General features: G+C 66.9%; 20 protein-coding genes. 7 read left to right on the top strand and 13 right to left on the bottom strand.

All coding sequences use genetic code 11. The annotated features are described in order from the left end of the window. Positions 1–85 precede the first annotated feature (85 nt). The 8 genes from ACFYWX_RS01780 to ACFYWX_RS01745 all read right to left on the bottom strand — a co-directional run bounded on the left by ACFYWX_RS01780 (position 86) and on the right by ACFYWX_RS01745 (position 7,958). The gene (locus tag ACFYWX_RS01780; RefSeq protein ID WP_127177387.1) at positions 86–292 is read right to left on the bottom strand and encodes an FxLD family lanthipeptide; all 207 of its coding nucleotides are present in this window, start codon (positions 290–292) and stop codon (positions 86–88) included. 58 nt (positions 293–350) lie between these two features. Further along, the gene (fxlM, locus tag ACFYWX_RS01775; RefSeq protein ID WP_389422020.1) at positions 351–1,574 is read right to left on the bottom strand and encodes a methyltransferase, FxLD system; all 1,224 of its coding nucleotides are present in this window, start codon (positions 1,572–1,574) and stop codon (positions 351–353) included. A 238-nt stretch (positions 1,575–1,812) separates the two neighbouring features. Further along, the gene (locus ACFYWX_RS01770; RefSeq protein WP_389422019.1) at positions 1,813–3,174 is read right to left on the bottom strand and encodes a phosphotransferase; all 1,362 of its coding nucleotides are present in this window, start codon (positions 3,172–3,174) and stop codon (positions 1,813–1,815) included. Between the two features lie 306 nt (positions 3,175–3,480). Then, positions 3,481–4,323: an SAM-dependent methyltransferase gene (locus ACFYWX_RS01765; protein ID WP_389422018.1), complete on the bottom strand. Its 843-nt coding sequence runs from the start codon at positions 4,321–4,323 to the stop codon at positions 3,481–3,483. Continuing rightward, positions 4,313–5,482: a methyltransferase gene (locus ACFYWX_RS01760; protein ID WP_389422017.1), complete on the bottom strand. Its 1,170-nt coding sequence runs from the start codon at positions 5,480–5,482 to the stop codon at positions 4,313–4,315. The genes ACFYWX_RS01765 and ACFYWX_RS01760 overlap by 11 nt, the downstream gene beginning before the upstream one ends. After that, positions 5,479–5,970 (bottom strand): response regulator transcription factor, encoded by a 492-nt coding sequence (locus tag ACFYWX_RS01755; protein WP_307047257.1) that lies wholly within the window; start codon positions 5,968–5,970, stop codon positions 5,479–5,481. The genes ACFYWX_RS01760 and ACFYWX_RS01755 overlap by 4 nt, the downstream gene beginning before the upstream one ends. 312 nt (positions 5,971–6,282) lie before the next feature. Further along, positions 6,283–6,972 carry a DUF6415 family natural product biosynthesis protein gene (locus tag ACFYWX_RS01750; protein WP_389422016.1) on the bottom strand — a complete coding sequence of 230 codons (690 nt, stop codon included), beginning with the start codon at positions 6,970–6,972 and terminating at the stop codon, positions 6,283–6,285. A 551-nt stretch (positions 6,973–7,523) separates the two neighbouring features. Beyond that, positions 7,524–7,958, bottom strand: a complete 435-nt coding sequence (locus ACFYWX_RS01745; protein ID WP_107446638.1) for an ATP-binding protein — start codon at positions 7,956–7,958, stop codon at positions 7,524–7,526. 695 nt (positions 7,959–8,653) lie between these two features. On the opposite strand from ACFYWX_RS01745, the gene ACFYWX_RS01740 reads away from it, so the two are divergent. Beyond that, positions 8,654–10,111: a helix-turn-helix domain-containing protein gene (locus ACFYWX_RS01740; protein ID WP_389422015.1), complete on the top strand. Its 1,458-nt coding sequence runs from the start codon at positions 8,654–8,656 to the stop codon at positions 10,109–10,111. On the opposite strand, the gene ACFYWX_RS01735 is transcribed toward ACFYWX_RS01740, so the two are convergent. After that, the gene (locus tag ACFYWX_RS01735; protein WP_389422014.1) at positions 10,101–10,913 is read right to left on the bottom strand and encodes an alpha/beta hydrolase; all 813 of its coding nucleotides are present in this window, start codon (positions 10,911–10,913) and stop codon (positions 10,101–10,103) included. The two genes, ACFYWX_RS01740 and ACFYWX_RS01735, sit on opposite strands and share 11 nt — an antisense overlap. A 488-nt stretch (positions 10,914–11,401) precedes the next feature. On the opposite strand from ACFYWX_RS01735, the gene ACFYWX_RS01730 reads away from it, so the two are divergent. From ACFYWX_RS01730 to ACFYWX_RS01705, 6 genes are all read left to right on the top strand, one after another. Further along, complete coding sequence (locus tag ACFYWX_RS01730) at positions 11,402–12,793, top strand: Tat pathway signal protein (protein ID WP_107446641.1); 1,392 nt, start codon at positions 11,402–11,404, stop codon at positions 12,791–12,793. A 38-nt stretch (positions 12,794–12,831) separates the two neighbouring features. Next, positions 12,832–13,305, top strand: coding sequence for a TrmO family methyltransferase (locus ACFYWX_RS01725; RefSeq protein WP_389422013.1), 474 nt, complete (start codon positions 12,832–12,834; stop codon positions 13,303–13,305). Between the two features lie 185 nt (positions 13,306–13,490). Beyond that, entirely contained in the window at positions 13,491–14,282 is a 792-nt protein-coding gene (locus tag ACFYWX_RS01720) for an aminotransferase class IV family protein (protein WP_389422012.1), read from the top strand. Positions 14,283–14,436: 154 nt separating this feature from the next. Continuing rightward, complete coding sequence (locus ACFYWX_RS01715; protein ID WP_307047268.1) at positions 14,437–14,904, top strand: gamma-glutamylcyclotransferase family protein; 468 nt, start codon at positions 14,437–14,439, stop codon at positions 14,902–14,904. A gap of 72 nt (positions 14,905–14,976) precedes the next feature. Then, positions 14,977–15,858 carry a phosphotransferase family protein gene (locus ACFYWX_RS01710; RefSeq protein WP_107446645.1) on the top strand — a complete coding sequence of 294 codons (882 nt, stop codon included), beginning with the start codon at positions 14,977–14,979 and terminating at the stop codon, positions 15,856–15,858. Positions 15,859–15,866: 8 nt separating this feature from the next. Continuing rightward, positions 15,867–16,424: a GNAT family N-acetyltransferase gene (locus ACFYWX_RS01705; RefSeq protein WP_107449325.1), complete on the top strand. Its 558-nt coding sequence runs from the start codon at positions 15,867–15,869 to the stop codon at positions 16,422–16,424. 134 nt (positions 16,425–16,558) lie between these two features. On the opposite strand, the gene cutA is transcribed toward ACFYWX_RS01705, so the two are convergent. The 4 genes from cutA to ACFYWX_RS01685 all read right to left on the bottom strand — a co-directional run bounded on the left by cutA (position 16,559) and on the right by ACFYWX_RS01685 (position 18,977). Continuing rightward, the gene (gene cutA, locus ACFYWX_RS01700; RefSeq protein ID WP_107446646.1) at positions 16,559–16,885 is read right to left on the bottom strand and encodes a divalent-cation tolerance protein CutA; all 327 of its coding nucleotides are present in this window, start codon (positions 16,883–16,885) and stop codon (positions 16,559–16,561) included. Positions 16,886–17,249: 364 nt separating this feature from the next. Next, positions 17,250–17,501, bottom strand: a complete 252-nt coding sequence (locus ACFYWX_RS01695) for a DUF6087 family protein (protein WP_389422011.1) — start codon at positions 17,499–17,501, stop codon at positions 17,250–17,252. 18 nt (positions 17,502–17,519) lie between these two features. Next, a complete protein-coding gene (locus ACFYWX_RS01690; RefSeq protein ID WP_307047272.1) occupies positions 17,520–18,095 on the bottom strand; it encodes a peptide deformylase in 576 nt (191 codons plus the stop codon). A gap of 204 nt (positions 18,096–18,299) precedes the next feature. Further along, on the bottom strand, positions 18,300–18,977 hold the full coding sequence (locus ACFYWX_RS01685; RefSeq protein WP_319670621.1) for a phosphotransferase: 678 nt from the start codon (positions 18,975–18,977) through the stop codon (positions 18,300–18,302). Between the last annotated feature and the right edge of the window lie 364 nt (positions 18,978–19,341).

Genomic DNA, 19,341 nt, shown 5'->3' with positions numbered 1-19,341 from the left:
GTGTCCCTTCCTGTTGTGGGGTGCGCGGACGGGGGGTGCCGGGGCGGCAGCGATGATCGGCTGTCGCCCCGGCCGACGCCACGTGTCAGGCGGCATCCTCGATGGAGGACTGGCAGGCGCTGGCCCCGTTCACGCAGGTGTTGCCGCAGCCGTCGCTGGTGGGGCACATGAAGACGGTGAGGGGGCTCTCGGAGATGACGACCTTGATGTCCAGCTCGAAGTCGTCGTCGGCGAGGCCGTCGACCGGCAGCACGGCCGGGGCGGTGGGGTGGTCGAGTACGGCAGTGGTCATGCGATCACTCTCTTTGTCCGATGGGATGGTGCAGAACTCCCTGGCCCAGCGCCGCGGTTCAGACGGTCGGCCAGGAGATCGAAATCCGGCTGTGCTTCTTGTCGATGATCCGGTCGCCGGTGATCCGGTCATCGGGCGTGCCCGCCGGGTAGAGGGCGATTCGCGGGCCGTCATTGCCGCGGACCTTTTCGCCCCAGGTGCGGAGGATGTCGGCGATTCGCTCAGCGAACTCGGCCGCGTCGGGCCCGAAGGCGTGGACGCCGTACTCTGCGGTCTTCTTCTCGGTGTCGCGGCGCACGACGGTGTAGGCGAAGTGCGGCCCGTCGATGGCGACCATGGACCAGCTGTTGCCCGTGGGGCCGATCTTGCCGGTGGTCAACTCGGGGTTGGTGGACATGAAGCAGAACTTGGGGACTTGTGTGGACAGGTACATCTGGAGGGTGCCGATGGGCTCCTGGCTGGCGACGGTCACCCCGGTCCACGTCTCGGCGCGGGCGCTGTTCAGGACGCCGTCCAGCAGCGAGGGGTTGGCGGGCAAGCCCTCGTCGAAGCGCAGCGTGACGCCCTCCTCTCCGGGCAGCTGCATGACCTGCTGCGTGTGGGAGCCGGCGCCCTGTGCCGCCACGAAACCGCACACGTGGGCGCTGGTGGCGACGAGGTGGTCAGCCTGCCGGACGAACCCGTAGGTGCGGGTCAGGCCGTTGATGCGGAGCGGCACGACGAGCCGGCCATCGTCCTTGAGCTGGTCGATCCAGGCGGGCGGGATGTCCCAGGCGCCGACCGTCACCACGATCGCGTCGTAGGGGGCGTGCTCGGGAAGGCCGTTCTCGGCGTCGGCGACGATGACGATGACGCTCGCGTAGCCGGTCTCGGTGAGGAACCGCTTGGCTCGGTCGGCGGGCGCGGGGTCGATGTCGACGGTGGTGACCTGACCGGTGGGCCCGACCAGCTCCGCGAGGTACGCGGCGTTCGGCCCGTTGGTGCCGATCTCCAGCACGTTGTCGCCCGGGCGGATGCCGGCCTGCTCCAGCTGCATCGCCTGGATCTGCGGAGCGGACACCGAGCTGGTGTGATTGCCGTGCTCGTCCTCCTGCGTGATCACGGCGTTGTACGTGCTGTATGCGTCGCTGAGCGACGCCTCCGGTACGGCAAGGTGCCGGGGCACCTTGCGCATGGCGGCCTCGACCGCAGGCGACACGATTGTGCCGTCCTCCTTGAGCTGGTCGACGACCTTGTTGCGGAGCCGGGTGGCCTCGTCGGGGGCCACGGTCACATCGGTCATAGAGGGGTTCCTTACGGGGCCTCGTGCGCCTTCGCCTCCGGCGTCGGCGCCAACTGCAGGGTGGTTCGGCGATGGATGCCGGCTGGCGGAAGCCGGCGTTTGCTCAGCGCCCCAAGGGCAGCTCCTGAATCCGTTCGAAGGTGTAGGTGTGGTGGTCGGGACCGGTCGAGCTGCCTGCGCCCGTACTATCGCCAGGCATGCTCATTGACCCGCTCCGATGCCGTGGGATCGGATGTCGTCATGCCTCCTTCCGGAGCCGGTGCAGGGTGCGATGCCCGCGCTCGACGAGTTCGGGGTCGCCGTGGGTGGCGCCGTACTGGATGCCGCTGAGCGCGTCGAGGGCCGACAGACCCTTGAGCGCTTGGGCCTCATCCGGGGACAGCGTGCGGCCGTAGCCGTCGAACAGGGCGGCTTCGAGTTCGGGCGCGTCAATCCAGGTGTCGGCGATGCGTACGAAGTCGCTGACGAGGGGCCCGATTTCCGCGCGTTCCCAGTCGATGAGGGCCAGGGTCCCGTGGTCGTCGAGCAGCAGGTTGCGCCGCTGTACATCACCGTGGCGACGGCCATGGGGGACGGGCGGTACACGGGGCAGGTGCAGGGCGAGGGACCGCACCAGCGTCTCCTCTCCGGGCTCGAGGAGCCCGTCGGCTGCCGCGAGGTGCCGTTCCAGCTTGGCCAGCCCGCCCAGGGCCTGCGCCATCATCGGGGGCTCGCCGAGGTGGAGGGCCCGCAGGAGCTGCCCGAGCTGGCGGTAGACCGACTGCCAGGCGGCCATGCTCAGGTCGGCGCCGTGGAGTACGCGGCCGGGAAGCGCGCTGACGATCACGGCGAGTTGTTCGGGGTCGGCGGCGACGAGCTGCGGGGCGCGGTCGGCTCCGAGGGCTGGGGCCCACTCTCTCAGGGCGCCCACCTCACGCTGGTGGAACTTGGGCCCCTGGTGAACCTTCAGGTACCAGCTCCCGCTGTCGCGTCCGGTTAGCCGCCACACGTGGGAAGCCTCCCGCGCCCAGGAGGCGTCCGTGACCTCCTTCAGCGGGCCGATGGTCCGTTCAGCGAACGTGCCGAGTTGCTCGCCCAGTACGGCGTAGGGGTCCGGCGCCCGCGAGGGCAAGGGGTGCAGACGGTTTGGCCCGTTCGCTTCGTAGACGATCGGGTCGTCGGGTTCCTGGAGATGCAGCGCGAAGGAGTGCCCGTCCCGGTACGCCTCCAGGCCGGCCCGGCAGTACGCCACCATGTCGTCGGGCAGGTCGTGGAGGGCAAACCAGTCCAGCTGTGAGCAACGGTCCGGTTCGGCGATACGCGGGACGCCGATCCACCGGGTGACCTCGAAGAACCAGCCGGTGCGGTTGTGACCCTTGGGGCTGCGGTGCTGCATCACCAACGCGACGCGGACATCGGCCGGCCGGATGATGATGCCCAGCTCCTCCTCGGCTTCCCGGACCAGCCCGGTGACCACGTCCTCGAAGTCGCCGTCGAGGTGCCCGGAGGGCATGTGCAGCAGGCCCGAGGCGTAGGTGTCGCCCGCGCGCCGGCTCAGCAGCACCTCGCCGCCACGGCGCAGGATGAGATGGACGTCGACCGGTTCCCGGTGGCGCTGCACGATGTCGTCCCCGCCCCGATGCGAGGCTGCCTGCCCGTTCACCGCTGGCCTGCCAGACGAGGGTGCGGCCGACGCCGACTCGCGTCCGGGCACTGCGGCGTGGCGTCGGCGAACCGCCCCACAACGGGGTTTACGGGAACGCGCGCGAACGCGCGGGTGTGGGGCATGCGGATCTCCGGGGTGCAGACGTGACGTCCAGCGTCAGTGACCGCGACGCCCGGGTGCCCGTTTCCGGACGTCACGGATTCTATCCAGGAGTCCATTGAGAGTTGGCTGGTCACCGGCTTGATCCCGCCGGTCTGCTGATCACACAGCTCGGCCATGCGCGGACTCCTTTCGGGCCGTGCCGGCGTATGACGCGGCCTGGGGCAGGACCGGGTATTCGAGTGCCAGTGTCTGTGGCGCGGTCAGGCCCGGGGAGGTCAGTTGCCAGCCGTCGAACAGCCGGGCGATCTGTTCCTTCGTCCGCAGGTGGACGGGGCAGCCGGCCGCCGTCATGGTCTTGGCGAATCGGCGCACGGGTTTGCCCGAGACATCGGCGGTGGCGTGCGTGATGACGAGAGCGCTGCCGGTGGCGGCGACATGTTTGTACTGGTCGACGAGGACGGTCAGGGGCTGCGCCGCCGTGTCCTCGATGTGGTGGAGCACGCTACCGAGGAGAAGGATGACCGGTTCTCGCCAGTTGATCGTCTCCAGGACTTCCCTGGAAGCGAGGATCGACTCGGGGTCGCGTACGTCGGCGCACAGGCTCTCGACGACAGCGGGCGCCTTGGCCGTCATCATTGCGTCGGCGTGGGTGTGCACCAGCACGTCATTGTCGATACACACGGCGCGGGCGTCGGGATGAATGCGGGTCAGGACATCCACCGGCGTTGGGCCGTGGGGAAGGCCGCAGCCGAAGTCGACCAGCTGCCGGATGCCCGCGATGGCCAGGGCCTGCACCATCAGGAGCACGTACATGCGCTCGTGGCGGACGGCGCTCTCCAGGAACGGCATGCGGTCGGCCGCCCGACGGGCCCCGTCACGGTCGACGATGTAGTGGTCTCGCCCGCCGAGCAGGTAGTTCTGCATCCGGGCGCTCGATGGTCGTGCCTGCAACTCGGCGATCGCTGCGGAGGGGTGCAGGAGCATCGGATGGTCAGGTCGCATGCCGCTCCACCTCGCCGGTGATCGTGTGGAGTTCGGGCAGACGCCACGACGGACCGTCCGGTGCACCGAGCCACAGCGTGTGTTCGGTCTCCGTGATCGTCACGCCCAGCTGCTCCACCTCTGGTTCTCCGGCCGCGTGCCACTGACCGAGCGCGTCGAACAGATCGGAGCCGAGATCGCGCGGCCCCCACTCGTAGATGCGGGGGGAGTGGAGAAAGATCACTGCCCGAGACGCCTGGTGGTCATGAATACGCAGGCGGTCGGCAACGTCGCCTTCGAGCTGCGCAACGCCGCGCACGACCTGCATCCGAAGGTCAGGGCGAAGCAGGCCGGCGAACAACCGGGCCGCCGGCCGTACGTGCGCCCCGCTCGCGTCCAGGGCTTCCGACGCCCTCGGGCTGCCCTGCGACTCGACGGAGCTGCCCTCACCAGGGCGGTGCTCGCGCAGCCACACGGTCTGCGGAGCCGGTCCGGCGTGAAAACGGCCACTGGCCGACGCCCCGTCCCGCGCCACGGTCAGGACGAGCAGCGCGCTGGATCCGCCCAGAGCGGTACGGACGGGCAAGCACAGCCGGCCACCCGGACGAACCCGGGTGACCCACTCCCACGGCACACGGCGTACCGCACGATGGGACATGAGCCCGTGGAACGAACCCGCCGGTCCCAAGACCCCGGCCTGAGACCCGCTGACCACCTGAACCCGCGGGTAGGGACGTAGGCGCTGCCGGGCGATCTCGGCGAGACGTTCTGTGTCCGCGACCGTCACCACCTGGCCGCCCTGGAGATGGTGCTCCAGAGAGGCTGCCGTCCAGCCGCAGTCCGTACCGATCTCGGCCACGGCCGTCCCCGGCACTGGAGCGAGCGCGGCCAGGCGTGCCGTGACGTCTTCTTTGGACGGGATCACTCCCGTGACGATGCCGGGGCCGCCCTCCCCACCGTCGTCGACGTCGAACACGAGCATCTCGGAGCGATGGACGAACTTCGCCCACTCACCGGCGTTCTTACTCCGGTCCACCCTGCGCCAGCGCCCACCTCGGTGCGTCCGGATCACGTGGGGCACGAAGTCCTGCCGCCGGTCGCAGGTGAACACGTCCCCCGCGTGCTGGTGAACGGGGCCACTGCCCGGTCGCAGGCTGCCGGCCTCGACGCGGGCGTTCATGCCTGTCCTGCCATGGCGACGACGTCTCCGGAGTTGTCACGGCCGGTCGCGGGGCTCAGGAGACGCAACTGCCATCCTCGCGTGACCGCGTGCGCGGCCGAGGAAGCACCCAGCGCCCGCAGCAGGCGTCGAGCGTCCTTGCGCACGTCGTACAGCGGACGCTTCGCGCCGGCCGCGATCTCCTCGACGGTCTTTCCGCCGGCGAGCCCTGCCAGGACGGTGTGCTGCTCCTTGGGCAGCTCGACGACGTAGTCCACAGGCCCGGGGACGTCCAAGTACCCGCGACGGTAGGCGAGGTCCACCATGCTCGCCCGCTCGGAAGTTCCGAGCTTTCCGCCGATCCGGAGGATGTACGTCTTGACCGTGCTGTCGGACACTCCCATGTCGCAGGCCGTCTCTGCGGTCGTCTTTCCCTGAGAGATGCCCAGCAGAGCCTCCCGCTCCTGAGGGGAGAGCGGCGGCGAGATGGTCTCGTCCGGGGCCGGCATGGTCGTACTCCTTTGGTGTTCTGGCACAGTCGTCGTCTTATCGGGGCCGGCCCACTTCGCTGGTCGGCTGGTTGGGGCGTGAGCTACGAACCGCCGTAGAGCTGCAGGGCGAGTTCGGCGAGGACGTAGACGGTGGGCAGGCTGATGGCGGTAGCGAGGAGGACGGCGCCCCGGTGCTCGCGAGCCTGTCGCCAGCCACGTCGAACGCGCCCTGGGGCCGGCTCGTCTTTGCGGGGTGAGCCCGAATTCGGTGGGGCGGCCGGAGCACGGTGAATCGGCTGAGGAGGCGCCGCGCGATAGGACCCGGTCATGTCATGCACCGTCCCGCTCGCAGTCCTGTTCGGCGTAGCGCACCAGGGTCTCGGTGTGGACGGCGAGACGGTATGCGTGCTCCCTCGCCGCCTTGAGCCCCTCTCCCGGAGCGACGTCGCGGGCCTCCTGCGAGCGTTCGATCGCCTCACCGCATGCGGACCACCCGCGACTCCCGGCGGCGAGCGATTCCAAGTGGATCGAGACGTAGGGGACGAGCGTCGTGACGTAGCCGCTGAGCGCTCGCGTGACCGCCGCGAGGGTGTGCGGATGCGGGTACACCCCCGCGTGCTCCCAGGACTTCGCCGCACGAATGGCTTCGCGGATACGCGTCGAATCGAACCCGGCGCACACAGTCCTGCCCCAGCCGTCGACCATGTCGGCAGAGGCGTCGACAGCAGGAAAGACGGCGAGCAGCTCCCGCCCGACCTCGGACATCCGCCGGTGCAGGGACGCCGCACGCACGGTGTCGCCGGGAATCTCTTCGTCGAGTAGCGCACGCACGCGTATGACCAGTCGAGCGTCTTCCAGAGGAGGCTCGTTGGCATCGACAGGAACGACTGCTCCGAGTAGTCGCATCAAGTGACCGCGCATGAGGAGCAGTTGGACGTGTCGTTCGTCCGGGTCTTCGCTGACGGAGGCAGTCTCGGCGAAGATAAGTCTGGTCACTTCGCGGTGAAGGGTCTTCTGCACCGCGACAGGCGATGGTCCAGGTGCGAGGGTCGATACAACGGTCCTCAGGTCAAGGCTCAGTTCCCTGAATGAGCCCTCCGGCCAGGACACGCCGTCCACCTGCCCACTGCCGACTGGGTGGGCCGAGGCCGTGGTGCGAGGCATAAGGGCAACTCCACTAATCGAATACGAAGTTAGCGATCGGGGTGTCACCTCGGCGGCCCTCAAGGAGGAGCCGCCGAGGCATTTCGAGCCGCCACTCGCCGACAAGGGCGGTTCGTCCGGGTGAAGCACGGCGCAGCGTGCTACATGGGCATCGTCCAAGGGGCCCGTAGACACCGGTACCGCGCCGCAGGACCCGGTCGGGACGTCCTGGGACGTCCCACTGGTTGCACAACCATCAGGGCCGAACGACCCAACAACGGTGAGTCGTTGCGGCTGGGCCGTTCCGTCGCTCCCCCCAGACGACCCTGAAATCTCGGGAGGGGACGGCGATGCAGGTAGTGGACTCACTGCTTCGGTGGAGCATCGCCGGCTTAGTCCTGAGGCAGCTTCTCGCGTGACTGCGATCATCACGACCTCCTCGTAGGAACGCCGAAGACGCACCACGTCGACCTGCCGTCGGCGCTGACGCCCCAGTCCTGTGCGAGGACGGCAACGAGGAACAGCCCGCGGCCGGAGACATCTTCGTCGTCCGCAACGGTGAGCTTGGCTGGCGCCGGGTTGCCGTCTGTGACTTCGACCCGTACCTCTCCGCAGGAGTAGAGGACCGTCAACTCGATGTCTCCGCAGCCGTGTTCGATGGCATTGGCGACAAGCTCGGAGACGGCGAGCACAATGTTCTCCGCGGTCGGCCCAGGTACTCTCCACAGCCGCAAGTGGGCGGCGGTGATCCGCCGCATGCGTCCGACTCGGGCCTTGTCCGGGGTGAAGGCCACCGCGAAACCGAGGGCGGTTTGGTGCACGAGTTCTGCTGCGACCATGGCGACGGCCGTGGCGGGGCTCATCGGGGGCCGGTCCCACCGTGCCACTGCGGGCCGACGCCGCCCAGTAGTACGGCGCTCGAGACAGTGGATCTGCCAGTAGAGGAGTTCATGTGGGGGTGCTCCCGCTCGTCGAGTAGCCGGCCTACAAGAGCGAACCGCCTAATCCCGGTGACTGGAATGGGGTCAAGAGATCGGAGGTGGTCAAGGTGGTCAAAGATCGTCTGCGGACATCGACGCAGCGGGTGGCGTGGTGCGCGCGGGATGGGCACGCATGGCCGCTGCCTCGTCAACGTTGTGCGTTTGGCATGGATCCAGTGCACAGCGGTCTGCGCGGCCAACTCCCGTCGATTGACGACGGGTTCCCGGGTCCATGGTGGTGCTCCCTTGCTGTCGATTGCTGGGCGAAGCACGGTTAGGAGCATGAGGGCCGCGAACCCTCTTGCGTCATTGCGTCGTTGCATGAGCGGGTATGCATGAGACGCATGGACCGCCGGACAGCGGACATCTAGCGTCTCTAGGCTTGGGCTCCCAGAGCGGAGCGCCAGACGAGCGGGGTACGGCACATGGCAACTGGGCAGGTTCGGCACTGCGCCTGTGGCACGCGGTTGGCACGGGACAATTACGCGAACCGGTGCGCCCTCTGCCTCCGTAAGGACCGGGCTCATGCTGTGGCCTCCCCGCCCGTTGTGCCCCCGGAGTTCTGGCAGCGGCCCACCATGCGTGAAGCGCTGAGTGGTTGGCACATGGGCCGGGTGTTCTACGCCTATCGCACGCATCCGTGGCATGGCCGTGTGCTCTCGCAAGAAGCCATGGCGGTATGGCTCGGACTCAATCAGGCGCAACTAAGCCGTATTGAGAGCGGCAAACCTCCGCAAGACCTCAGCAAACTCATGAGGTGGGCGCATAGCCTGCGGATTCCGGCAGACCTACTGTGGTTCAAGTTGCCCAGGCCAATGCAGGAAGTTTCTACCGAGGCTGTTCCTGCAGTGCCACCACCCGAAGAAACGTCGTCCGCTCAGGAAGAGGCTCCGCAGGTCGGAGTGATGCTGCCGGTCGTTATCCACGGCCGGACAGTCCTGGTGCCGGTAAACGCTGAGACCCTTGCAGCGAGCGGTTTGGGCACGCTACTTGGTCACTCGGCGGACAGCACCGCCACGGACGCACGCAAGCGAGACCCAATGAGCCCCATAAACCGCCGCGACTTGCTCAGGACTGGCGTAGCAGCTGCCGTGCTGCCTGGCCTCGGGCTGGACGAGCTAGAGCACATTGCGGCTGCGCTGGACGATGCCCGCTACCTCGACGGGCCGGTCGTTAGCTACTTCCGTCGCCAACTCGAAAAAGCCAAGCGCGACGATGGGGCGCTCGGCCCGAAGAAGACGTTGCCGGTTATGCTCGGCCTATTGGGTGCGATTGAGGGCCATGCTCGGGACGTGACGCCGCGTGTGCGCCGTGAACTCCTCGCCGTCGGTGCGGAAGGTGCAGAGTTCACCGGATGGCTGTACCGAGACATTCAACAGCCGCAGGCGGCCGTTTTCTGGTATGACCGCGCAATGGAGTGGGCGCAGGAAGCGGACAACGCAGCCATGCAGGGCTACGTGCTTCTCAAAAAGTCACAGATGGCGTACGACGAGCGTGATGCCCTGCGCATGCTGACGCTTGCCGAAGCCGCCAGCAATGCCCGCTGGCTGCTGCCGGTCCGTGTCCGGGCTGAAGTTACGCAGCAAGAAGCGCTAGGCCGCGCCATGCTCGGGGACCCGCTCGACGTGGTGCGCGACAAACTGGACACGGCACAAAACCTCTTGGCCAGCGTTCCCGAGGAGGAGCTAAACAGTCTCGGGGCGTACTTCACTGGGCACACGCGCCTGCTCCGCGATGCAATTACCTACACCGAGGCCGGTAAGCCGAGTCTCGCCGTCGATCTCTTCAGCGACGTACTGAGCACGGGTAGCCTCTCCCGCCGCGACACGGGCTTTTTCAATGCACGACGGGCGGCAGCATTGGCGCTCAGCGGTGAGCCTGATGAAGCCGCGAAGGTCGGCAAGGAGTCGGCCGAAGTGGCGCGCGAAGTGAAGTCAGAGCGCACAGTGCGCGTACTCGGCGAGGTACTTCTGACCCTTGATAGGTGGCGTAGCCGGCCTGCGGTTCGCGAATTCCGTGAGTTGCTTACTGCCTGAGCCACTCGATCACGGTGCGGATGACGAAGGCTTGGTATCCCTGGCTCTTGGGGTTCAAGTATTGCGGGTCATCATGGACAGCGAAACCGTGCTGCGAGCCCTCAACGGGCACGAGCTCAACCGGTGCCGTGAAATGCTCGACAGCAACGCGCGAGGACTCGTACGGAACGAGCGTGTCAGCCGTGCCGTGCACGACGAGCGTTGGTGCTTGAACCTCCCCGAGTGCTTCATGGGGATTAAGCCAAAACACCTCGTTGAGAATGGGCCGCCCGTGGCGGAGCGTTGGCGTGAACTGAAGTGCGCCGCGCTCGGTGAGTTCCTGGGCAGCTTCCTCGCTGATGACGTCATCTGTCCAGTACGGCCGACTGTCGATAGTCCGCCGCTTGTAGTCCAGCTGCGGATTGAACAGCACGAGCCGAGTAACTTCGTTCGGCCGCTTTGCGGCGTAGTAGGCGCAGATTCCGCCGCCGAAACTCGCGCCTAGCAACGTGATTTGTTCGGCCTGAGTCGCTTTGTGGACGTGCGTAAGCATGATGCGAATGTCGTTGAGGATTGTCGAGAGCGTTAGCTCTTCCTGCCGTCCTTCACTCTCGCCATGGCCGCGTAGGTCAAACCGGAGTGAGGCGATACCGGCGTCAGCAAGGCCGTCTGCAAGCCGCGTGAAGAAGCCGCCTTCTTCACGGGTGACGCCTCCGCCGTGCACAAGCACCACGGCCGACGGTGTCGGTTTCTGGGGACGTACCAGGGTGCCCGCCAGGTGCAGGCCGTCAAGGGTGCGAACGCTCACGCTGTTAGTCGCCATGAGGGCAAGCGTAGTTATCAGCTCACGGTGGCAAGGACCTCCGCCGTAGAGTGTTCCTCGTCGACTCCACGCATCCGAACGTCCATCGACGGGACTCCTCGATCCAGCTCACGACCTCGGGCGCTCTGGTGCCCGTGGCCTCGATGGTTTGCCGTGTTCTGGCGAGCGCGTGCGCAGGCTCTGTACGAGAAGTGGGGCTATGAGAAGCAGGACGAGGCCAAACCGTCCGACGACTCCCCGCTGTACGCCGTCATGGTCAAGCGTCCGGCCTGAGACATCAAGAGGGCCGCGCCCGGCTCCTCTCCCACCGACCTGAGCCCGGCCGCCTTGAATGACCAGAGGTTGCCCCGTGAGGTGACTTTCTGCCACATGTCGAACGTGGGCGGCTAGTTGAGTCTAGCGTTGGAGCTGTGGCTGGCCTTGGGCTTCCAGAGAGCGCAGGTCGGTCAACGTGGTCAAAGATCGAGTTCACTGGTGGGGGCGCAAGGATGGCGCGCGAGCGGAACGAGAAGCTAGCCGCACTGCTGGAGGAAGCTCGCTGGTCACGGGCCCAGGCTGCCGCGGCGTACAACCGAGTCGCCGAGGAGACACTGAGAGGCGAGGTCCGGGAAAACTCCAAGATCGGGCGCTCCCACGTGAGCATGTGGGTGGGAGGCACCCAGCCGACGGGAATCGCACCGGTTATCTTGTGCCAGGCGCTGTCCCGTCGCTTGAAGCGTGAGATCACGCCACAAGAGATCGGGTTCGCAGCTTCCACCTCACCAGCGCAGGGGGCGCTGGACTGGCGCGTCGATCCGTTGATCACGCTGAACGACATAGGGAGTGGCGTGGACCCGGACCGGCGCCGCCTGCTGGCAGGCGGAGTGTACTCCGCGGCGGCCCTGATCCTGCCGGACGAGACGTGGTGGGACGCCATGTCGCGGCCACCAGCCGAAGAGCCGTCGACGGGCAAGCGCGTCGGCCGGGGAGACGTCGAGACCGTACGGGAGCTGACCCTAGCGTTCTCGCGCATGGACCAGCGGCGTGGCGGCGGGCACGGCCGGCGCGCGGTCGACGAGTACCTGCGGAATGAGGCCCACAACTTCCTCCGGGGCAGGTTCGCTGACGATGAGACCCGGCGCGCCATGTTCGCGGCCTCCGCCGAACTGGCGTATCTATCGGGTTGGATGGGCTTCGACAACAGCGAGCATGCGATCGCGCTCCAGCGCTTCAATACCGCGGTGAAGCTGGCAGCGCGCTCCGGCGACGCACCCCTGATCGGACACATACTGCGGGCCATGGCGCACCAGGCACTCGACCTTGGTTTCCGACGAGAAGCCCTTCAGATCGCGCAGGCTTCGGTGCACGGCGAGCGGTACGCAGCCGCCACGCCCCGGGAACGTGCTCTCTTGGGTGTAGTGCACGCGCGGACTCTCGCTGCGAATGACCACAACCAAGAGGCGGTCCGGGCCCTGCTGCGAGCGGAGGACAATCTGTCGAACGCCCATGACGGCATCAGGGAGCCGGACCGCACGTTCTTCTTCGGTGAGGCGTCGTTGGCACACGAGACCGCATGCACGCTGCGGGATCTCGGTGATCACCAGAGGGCGATCAAGGAGTTCCGGCGCTCCGTGCGCACGCGTGGAACTGCGTTCCGGCGGACGCACGCGGTGACCCTCGGGTACATGGGCGCGACGCAAATCGCACAAGGTGGCGTCGAAGAAGCCTGCGCGACATGGACCAGCGTCCTGGACGCGATGGAGGACGGGATCTACTCCGGCCGTGCGCGGCAGAGGGTCGTCGAGATGCGACGACTTCTGTCGCCCTACCGGAAGCGCGGCATCCCCGCGGTGGGCGTACTCGATGCCCGTGCGTCCGCATATCTGGCCCAAGTAGATTGATCGCAAGTGTCGTTGAGACGGAGTCGAAAGGCTGGGCCATGGCTTTGGAGATCAAGCCGATCGGGAAGGTTGTCGCGGGCCGTACGGAGGTCGCCGATGACTATTGGGGTGGCGTCGAGTCGGTAATTCAGCTCGATGAGGATGAGTTTCCCCTCGACTCTGTGCAGGGGCTGGAAGAGTTCTCTCATCTGGTGGTCGTTTGGCACTTCGACCAAGCGTCCCCGAGCGACGTCGAGTACCACGCTCGCAGCCCGCGCGGAAACCCGCAATGGCCGGCAACAGGCACCTTCGCCCACCGCAACCACCGGCGCCCCAATCAGCTCGCACAGTCATTCCCCCGCCTGATGGGAGTCGACGGCCTCCGTCTGCGGGTGACCGACCTGGACGCCGTGGTCGGCACCAAGATTTACGACCTGTCTCCGTTCTTCATCGAGATGGGTCCGCGCGGCCCGGTTCACGAGCCCGCGTGGCCTGGCGAGATGCTGGAGAACTACTGGGCAGAGAAGGAGTGATGAGGAGCGCAGATCGGCTGGAGTCGGGATGTCGTCAGTGACCTCGATCCGCAACTCGCTGTCCGTGGTGGTGGAGGGGGGTCCCACGTCTCCGGTCCGGTGCTCGACGGCGTTGGTGACCAGCTCGGAGACGGCGAGTGACCGGGGTTGCCGCAGAAGCGGACGGTCCTGACATGCTGGGCCGCATGGCAACTCTTGATGGAAAGCCGGTGTCCGCAGACGACTTGCTCCCCCTGGCCCTGACCAACTTCGGTCACTTCACGTCTATGCGCATCGATGGAGATGGCGCCATCCGGGGCCTCTCCCTGCACATGGAACGGCTCGTACGGGATTGCAAGACCGTGTGGGGCGCGGATCTGGAAACCACGCTCGTTCGCGAGTACGTCCGCCGGGCCCTGGAGGGGCAGAGCAGCCCGTGCGTCGCCCGCGTCACGATCTACGACCCAAAGGTGGAGATGGGGCACCCGGCCAACGCTGACGAGCCGCACATCATGGTGTCCGTGCGGGGTGCCGGCGCTCTGCCCCCGGAACCGCTGCGCGCCATGAGCGTGCCGTACGAGCGCGACCTGCCCGAGGTGAAGCACGTGGGTCTCTTCGGTGCCCTGCACGCCCGTGGGACAGCACAGCGCGCGGGGTTCGGCGACGCGCTGTTCGTCGGCCGCGACGGTCTCGTGAGCGAGGGCGGCACCTGGAACGTTGCCTTCATCGATGGCAACGGGACCGTGGTGTGGCCGCAGGCACCTGTGCTACCCGGCGTGACGATGGCCCTCCTCCAGAAGCACACCAACGTCGTTGAGCACCGCACTGTCCCCGTGACTCTCGACCAGGCCAAGCGCATGGCGGCGGCCTTCGCGACGAACACCAGCATCGGGGTACGCGCCCTGTCGGCGATCGACGACAAGGAACTGCCGACTGTTCACCCCGTGCTGAGCGCGCTCCGCGAGACGTACCTGTCCATCCCCGGCGAGACCCTGTAGCTGTACCACCGAGCGGCTGGCCCTGCGATGCCGGCTTCCCGGACCGGACGCCCATCCCGGGCGAGTCACGTGCGGCCAGTCCACAGTGCGACCCCCGTTGTCACATGGAGGAGGCGGCATACCCGCGCCGCCGGATCACGACTACCTTGCAGGCATGACCTTGGTCCAGCCTTCCAGCCGTCTCGATCGCCTCTCCGATGCGTCTGGCGGGCTGTTCGTTTACGGCACGCTCCAGTTCGCTGCTGTCCTCGAAGCTCTGTTGGGGCGAGTACCGGCCCACATTCTTGCTTCTGCACCGGGGTGGCGTGCTGCTGCGCTCGAAGGCCGGGTCTATCCCGGACTTGTTGCCGCGCCCGGAACCGCCGCGGCTGGCCTCCTGCTCACCGACCTGACCGACCAGGAATGGACGCTGCTCGACTCGTTCGAGGACAACCGATACGACTTGCGGGAGGTGAGCCTCTCGACCGGCGACCACGGCTTGGCGTACATCTGGCCGGACGGGGAGGTGAGGCCAGAGGACTGGGACCGAGCCGAATTCGAGAGTCTGCATCTTCAGGCTTACGCCGCTCGGTGTGCCCGGATCGGCCCGAGGCTGGCCGCAGGCGAGCCCAAGGGCGAGTAGGCAGTCCGGCGCCAGGCTGGTCAGGCGTTGCAACCCTCACCAGCACAAGCGGTTCACGACTACCTTGCTGATATGACGATCTCGGCTGTACCCGCCCGTGCCGTATTAGAAGAAGCCTGCGCTCTTGCAGACTTCGACCCCGCAGGCGCCGAGCCTGTCCGCCTCGCCGAGAATGAGATCTGGCGTCTCGCCAGCAATGTAATCGTCCGTATCGCCCGCGCTGGCCAGTGGAAGGCAGCCTTGCGTGAGGTCCTCGTGGCCCGGTGGCTCGCCGACAACGGAGTGTCGGCCGTGCGAGCGTTGCCGTTTGAGCAGCCCATCGAGGCCGGAGGCCAGCCCGTGACCTTTTGGGCCGAGCTCCCGCCGCACGAGATCGCCAACGTCATGAACGTCGTGACGCTGCTGAAGCAACTTCACCCATTGCCGGTCCCGGACCTGCCGCTCGACCGGCTGGACCCGTTCGTCCGGGTGTCTGAGCGGATCCAGGCGGCCACGTCGCTGTCGGCGGACGATCGCGCCTGGTTACGGGACCGGCATGCGGAACTTCGCGAGCAGTGGGAGCGCCGGCCCCAGGGCCTGCCCGAGTGTGTCGTACACGGTGATGCGTGGGTGGGCAACGTCGTACGTACGACGGATGGGCCGGTACTGCTGGACTTCGAGCGGGCCTCCGTCGGGCCGCCAGAATGGGATCTGGTGTCCATCGCGGTCAAGGTGTCCACGACCGGTACTGTCACCGCAGCGGAGTATGCCGAGTTCTGTGCTGCGTACGGCATAGACGTCACGCAGTGGGAGGGGTATGACCTCCTCGCTGAAGCCCGTGAGTTGCGCATGACCACCTACGCGGCCCAGCACGCCGCAACGCGCCCGGTGTGGCAAGCCGAGGCACAGTACCGCGTCGACTGCCTGCGCGGCCGTGCCGAGCCGCGTCCCTGGAGCTGGAAAGGGATCATGTGATGTATTCCATGCATCCGGTCGGACGTTCTGGCCCACGCCTTGCAGTGCGTGAACTCGCCCATGAGGACGTGGATGCGGTGCTGGCCATCTACGGCAGCCCCGAAGCTACGGAGCACCTGTCGTTCGAACCGCGTAGCCGTGAAGAGGTGACCCAGATGGTGGCCAGGTCGATCGCCTCGGCGAGGGCGACTCCGCGCATCGAATACGCTCTCGCCGTCATCGAACGGGACACGAACGAGCTGATCGGGTTCGGCCGTCTCGCTGCCGATCCGCATCAGCAGCGAGCAGCCACCACAGGCTTCGCGCTGCGTCCAGATGCCTGGGGCGTCGGATACGGCGTGGACATGGTGCGGTTGCTGCTCAGCGTCGGCTTCGACGATTTGGGCCTTCACCGCATTTGGGGAGCGCGGTCTCCTCTTAACGACGCTTCGGCCAAGACGATGGCGGCTGTCGGGATGATTGAGGAAGGAGTGATCCGCGAGCACGTTTTGAAAGCTGGCAGATGGCGGGACTCCGTAGTGCACGCGATCCTCGATCGAGAGTGGCAGTCCACCACGCCGGTGTAGGACTCCTTCCGAACCCTGGGGTTAGCAAAATGGGAGGCCGCATTGCCGCCCGATGCCGTGGCTCAGACGCGGACGTCGGCCCGGTCGGCGACAATCCCGGCGTCATCAAAGCAACCGGACGCTCATCCTCCGGCCTACTTTGCGGTCGATTCGTCGGCCACCCACGACAGGTAGGCGTCGGACCCGCCAACAATTGGCAGGACGACCCACTCCGGAACCTCATAGGTGTGTTCCTGGGCCACCCAAGTCTCAAGCTCCGGCAGACGATCGGAGGACGTCTTGTATGAGATCCGCCATTCGCGGGTGGTTTCGATCCTTCCCTTCCACCAGTAGACCGCGGTCAACGGCGGGTCAATGTGGGCACCGGCGGCCAGATGGTTCTCGACTGCGCCTCGCGCCAGGACCATCGCTTTGTCCTCGTCGTCGATGGTCGTCTGTGCGACAACGATCTCGTCCGCCATGCAACTGGCCTGCCTTCCTCGTCGGCGTACCTCGACACTATCCAGCCCATCTTCCAATTCTCCACGCCTCATGATTCGTAGCACAGGCACTCCTTGCGGACGAGCTACTCGGTGCATGTGGCGTGGATCCTGGCTTCGTTCTCGGCTAGGGGCTCGGCGAGCTTTGCGAGTAGTTCCACGTTCTCCTCGAGAGCCACATCGAGCCGAATGCGCAGTTCGGCCGGGTTGTTGCAGCCGGGCCAATCCTCAACGTTTCCATGGTCCGGATTTGTGTCTGAAGCGAGGCGATTGTCGCCGAGATCCCAGCTCTGCCTGGGCCGATCGAGCCGGTGACCTACCCGCCCGGCGCCGGTCCGCCGGCCGCCTAGGCTTGAGCGGCCGCGAGGTTCGGCGCGGTGCCTTTGGGCACGTATGCGAAGCCGTCCCAGGGCTCCAGGACCCGCGGTTCCTCCGGCCGCACGTGGGTGGCCCCGCCGCCGACGGGCCGGTGTCGGCGGTAGACGTCCATCGGTGCACACCTGCGCCGGTGGTAGGGAGCGAGTGGGTCGTCGGGGTCGATGCTAGGGGCCGCGCGGGACGGCTGGTCCGGCGGTCCGGGACGGGCGTGCCTGCCCACGGTGATGCCCTGCCTCTTCTACTCATATGACCAGGCCCGGCCGGTCGCTTCGGCCGTCTTGCGGTACTCCTCGACGGGGATCGGGGTCATTCCGGGCCGTATCCGAGTCAGCAGCAGAAGACCGTCAAGGTGATCGATCTCGTGCGCGATGAGCCGGGCTTCGCCCCGTTCGTAGACCGTGGTCGTGGTGCTGCCGTCCAGCGTCACCGTCTCGACGGTGATCCGCAGGGGCCTGGGAACCAGGGCCCGTACGTCGAAGAACGACAGGCAGCCTTCGAACTTCTCGTCCATCTCGTCGGATGCGGAAGTGATACGAGGGTTGAGGAGCATGATCGGGTCGGCGCCGGGCGGCGTGACGACGGCTGCGGCCCGGTCGATGCCGATTTGCGGGGCGGCCAGGCCCAGGCCCTTGCCGGAGAAGTCGTGTGCGCGGCGGATGCGTTCCATGGCGTCGAGGAGTTGACCGACGACGGCGTCGGCCTGCTTCCGCTCGTCCGGGAGTCCAAAGGAGCGGCCGGGCTCGGCCAGGATGGGGGCGCCGTACTGGACGATGCCGAGGTCGCGCATCTGTTGGCTGGGTCGCACTCGGATCATCCCCTTCGTGGACGGTCATCGGGATTCTGCCCCGCGGTGTGCTACGAGGCGGCTCGTTTCGGCCTCGACGGCCGGTGGCGAGCCCGCGGTTTCACATCATGTGATGGTGCCGGTGGTGAGGGCCAGGGCGTGTGCCTGGACTTCGGGGTTGGTGGCCAGAGCTGCATCGGCGAGGAGGTGGAGACGCCAGTACAGCTCCAGGCGTCACTGGTCGGCTGGAGCGGGCCCATGGGTGAGCGCGCGCTGAGGTGAGAGCAGGCGTAGACGTACGGCGAGGCGGGCAAGGTCGGACGTCGGGTCGCCGAAAGCGGCGAGTTCCCAGTCCAGCAGTACACGTGGGCCCTCTGGGACGCGGACGAGGTGTCCGAGCTGAAGGTCGTGGTGGAGCAGCCGGTGCTCGATGTCGAGATTCACTCGGTCGAGGTCTTGGCGGAGGGCTGCTGCGACGGTAACGAGATCGGGTGCCGTGGCTGTGTACAGGTTCAGGCGGTCGTGGAGGTAGTCGCGCCAGGTGTGGTGGCGGGTGGCTCCGGCGAGGCGCCCGAAGTGCGTTCCGGGGATGGCATGGACTGCGGCGAGGGGACCGGCGAGTTCATCCAGGAACCGGTCGGCGGGGACGGGCTCGGCCTGGACGACGCTCTGGGCGGTCCAGGCCGGCTGCATTTCGATGTCAGCGTGCAGCAGGCGGGGGCTCGGGACCCGGTGGTGCGTGAGGAGGGCGAGAGCGGCGGCCTCGTTGGCGGCACGGGCAGGGTCGCTGTAGTGCTTGAGGATGTACGGCTCGTGCCGCCGATGTGCCAGACGCGGACGCTGGCCACGGCGGCGGTCAGCAGCGGTGCGCCGATGGGCCAGGCGGTTTTCGTCACATGGCCCTTGCCGCACAAGCCAGATAGACTCGCCGGAGTCCGGCAACGGGCACCCGGGTCGTCGCGGTCATAGGCGGCAAGTGGATTGATTCGTCGTCCCCTGGGAGGCCCCGTGATGCTGTCCACGCCGCCCACGGCGGACCGTCGGCTACCCAGGGGAATCCGCTCTGCTCACTCGTGGAGTGTGCCGGTGCCTTCTTCACCCTCAAGGCGAGCGTGTGTTCCTCCATCGCTACAACTCCTAGGCCATCGGCGTCCTCCACATTCGGATGCGCGGGCGTTGCGTATCGCAGTGTTGTCGTCTGTCCGGTTCACACCCAATGGGCTGGCGGTTCGAGGCCGTCTTCCCAAGCATTGAGTCTTCGGCTCTTCTGAGGATT

It is taken from the genome of Streptomyces sp. NPDC002888, assembly GCF_042888465.1.
Classification (GTDB): domain Bacteria; phylum Actinomycetota; class Actinomycetes; order Streptomycetales; family Streptomycetaceae; genus Streptomyces.
The sequence above is the reverse complement of the archived record's forward strand: the minus strand, read 5'-3'. Positions and strand labels throughout refer to the sequence as shown.

Bases quoted from the DNA above. Each gene is read 5' to 3' on its own strand.
- ACFYWX_RS01780 (WP_127177387.1), bottom strand. From the start codon at position 292: ATGACCACTGCCGTACTCGACCACCCCACCGCCCCGGCCGTGCTGCCG.
- fxlM (WP_389422020.1), bottom strand. From the start codon at position 1,574: ATGACCGATGTGACCGTGGCCCCCGACGAGGCCACCCGGCTCCGCAAC.
- ACFYWX_RS01765 (WP_389422018.1), bottom strand. From the start codon at position 4,323: ATGCGACCTGACCATCCGATGCTCCTGCACCCCTCCGCAGCGATCGCC.
- ACFYWX_RS01760 (WP_389422017.1), bottom strand. From the start codon at position 5,482: ATGAACGCCCGCGTCGAGGCCGGCAGCCTGCGACCGGGCAGTGGCCCC.
- ACFYWX_RS01755 (WP_307047257.1), bottom strand. From the start codon at position 5,970: ATGCCGGCCCCGGACGAGACCATCTCGCCGCCGCTCTCCCCTCAGGAG.
- ACFYWX_RS01745 (WP_107446638.1), bottom strand. From the start codon at position 7,958: ATGAGCCCCGCCACGGCCGTCGCCATGGTCGCAGCAGAACTCGTGCAC.
- ACFYWX_RS01740 (WP_389422015.1), top strand. From the start codon at position 8,654: ATGCGTGAAGCGCTGAGTGGTTGGCACATGGGCCGGGTGTTCTACGCC.
- ACFYWX_RS01735 (WP_389422014.1), bottom strand. From the start codon at position 10,913: ATGGCGACTAACAGCGTGAGCGTTCGCACCCTTGACGGCCTGCACCTG.
- ACFYWX_RS01730 (WP_107446641.1), top strand. From the start codon at position 11,402: ATGGCGCGCGAGCGGAACGAGAAGCTAGCCGCACTGCTGGAGGAAGCT.
- ACFYWX_RS01725 (WP_389422013.1), top strand. From the start codon at position 12,832: ATGGCTTTGGAGATCAAGCCGATCGGGAAGGTTGTCGCGGGCCGTACG.
- ACFYWX_RS01720 (WP_389422012.1), top strand. From the start codon at position 13,491: ATGGCAACTCTTGATGGAAAGCCGGTGTCCGCAGACGACTTGCTCCCC.
- ACFYWX_RS01715 (WP_307047268.1), top strand. From the start codon at position 14,437: ATGACCTTGGTCCAGCCTTCCAGCCGTCTCGATCGCCTCTCCGATGCG.
- ACFYWX_RS01710 (WP_107446645.1), top strand. From the start codon at position 14,977: ATGACGATCTCGGCTGTACCCGCCCGTGCCGTATTAGAAGAAGCCTGC.
- ACFYWX_RS01705 (WP_107449325.1), top strand. From the start codon at position 15,867: ATGCATCCGGTCGGACGTTCTGGCCCACGCCTTGCAGTGCGTGAACTC.
- cutA (WP_107446646.1), bottom strand. From the start codon at position 16,885: ATGGCGGACGAGATCGTTGTCGCACAGACGACCATCGACGACGAGGAC.
- ACFYWX_RS01690 (WP_307047272.1), bottom strand. From the start codon at position 18,095: ATGATCCGAGTGCGACCCAGCCAACAGATGCGCGACCTCGGCATCGTC.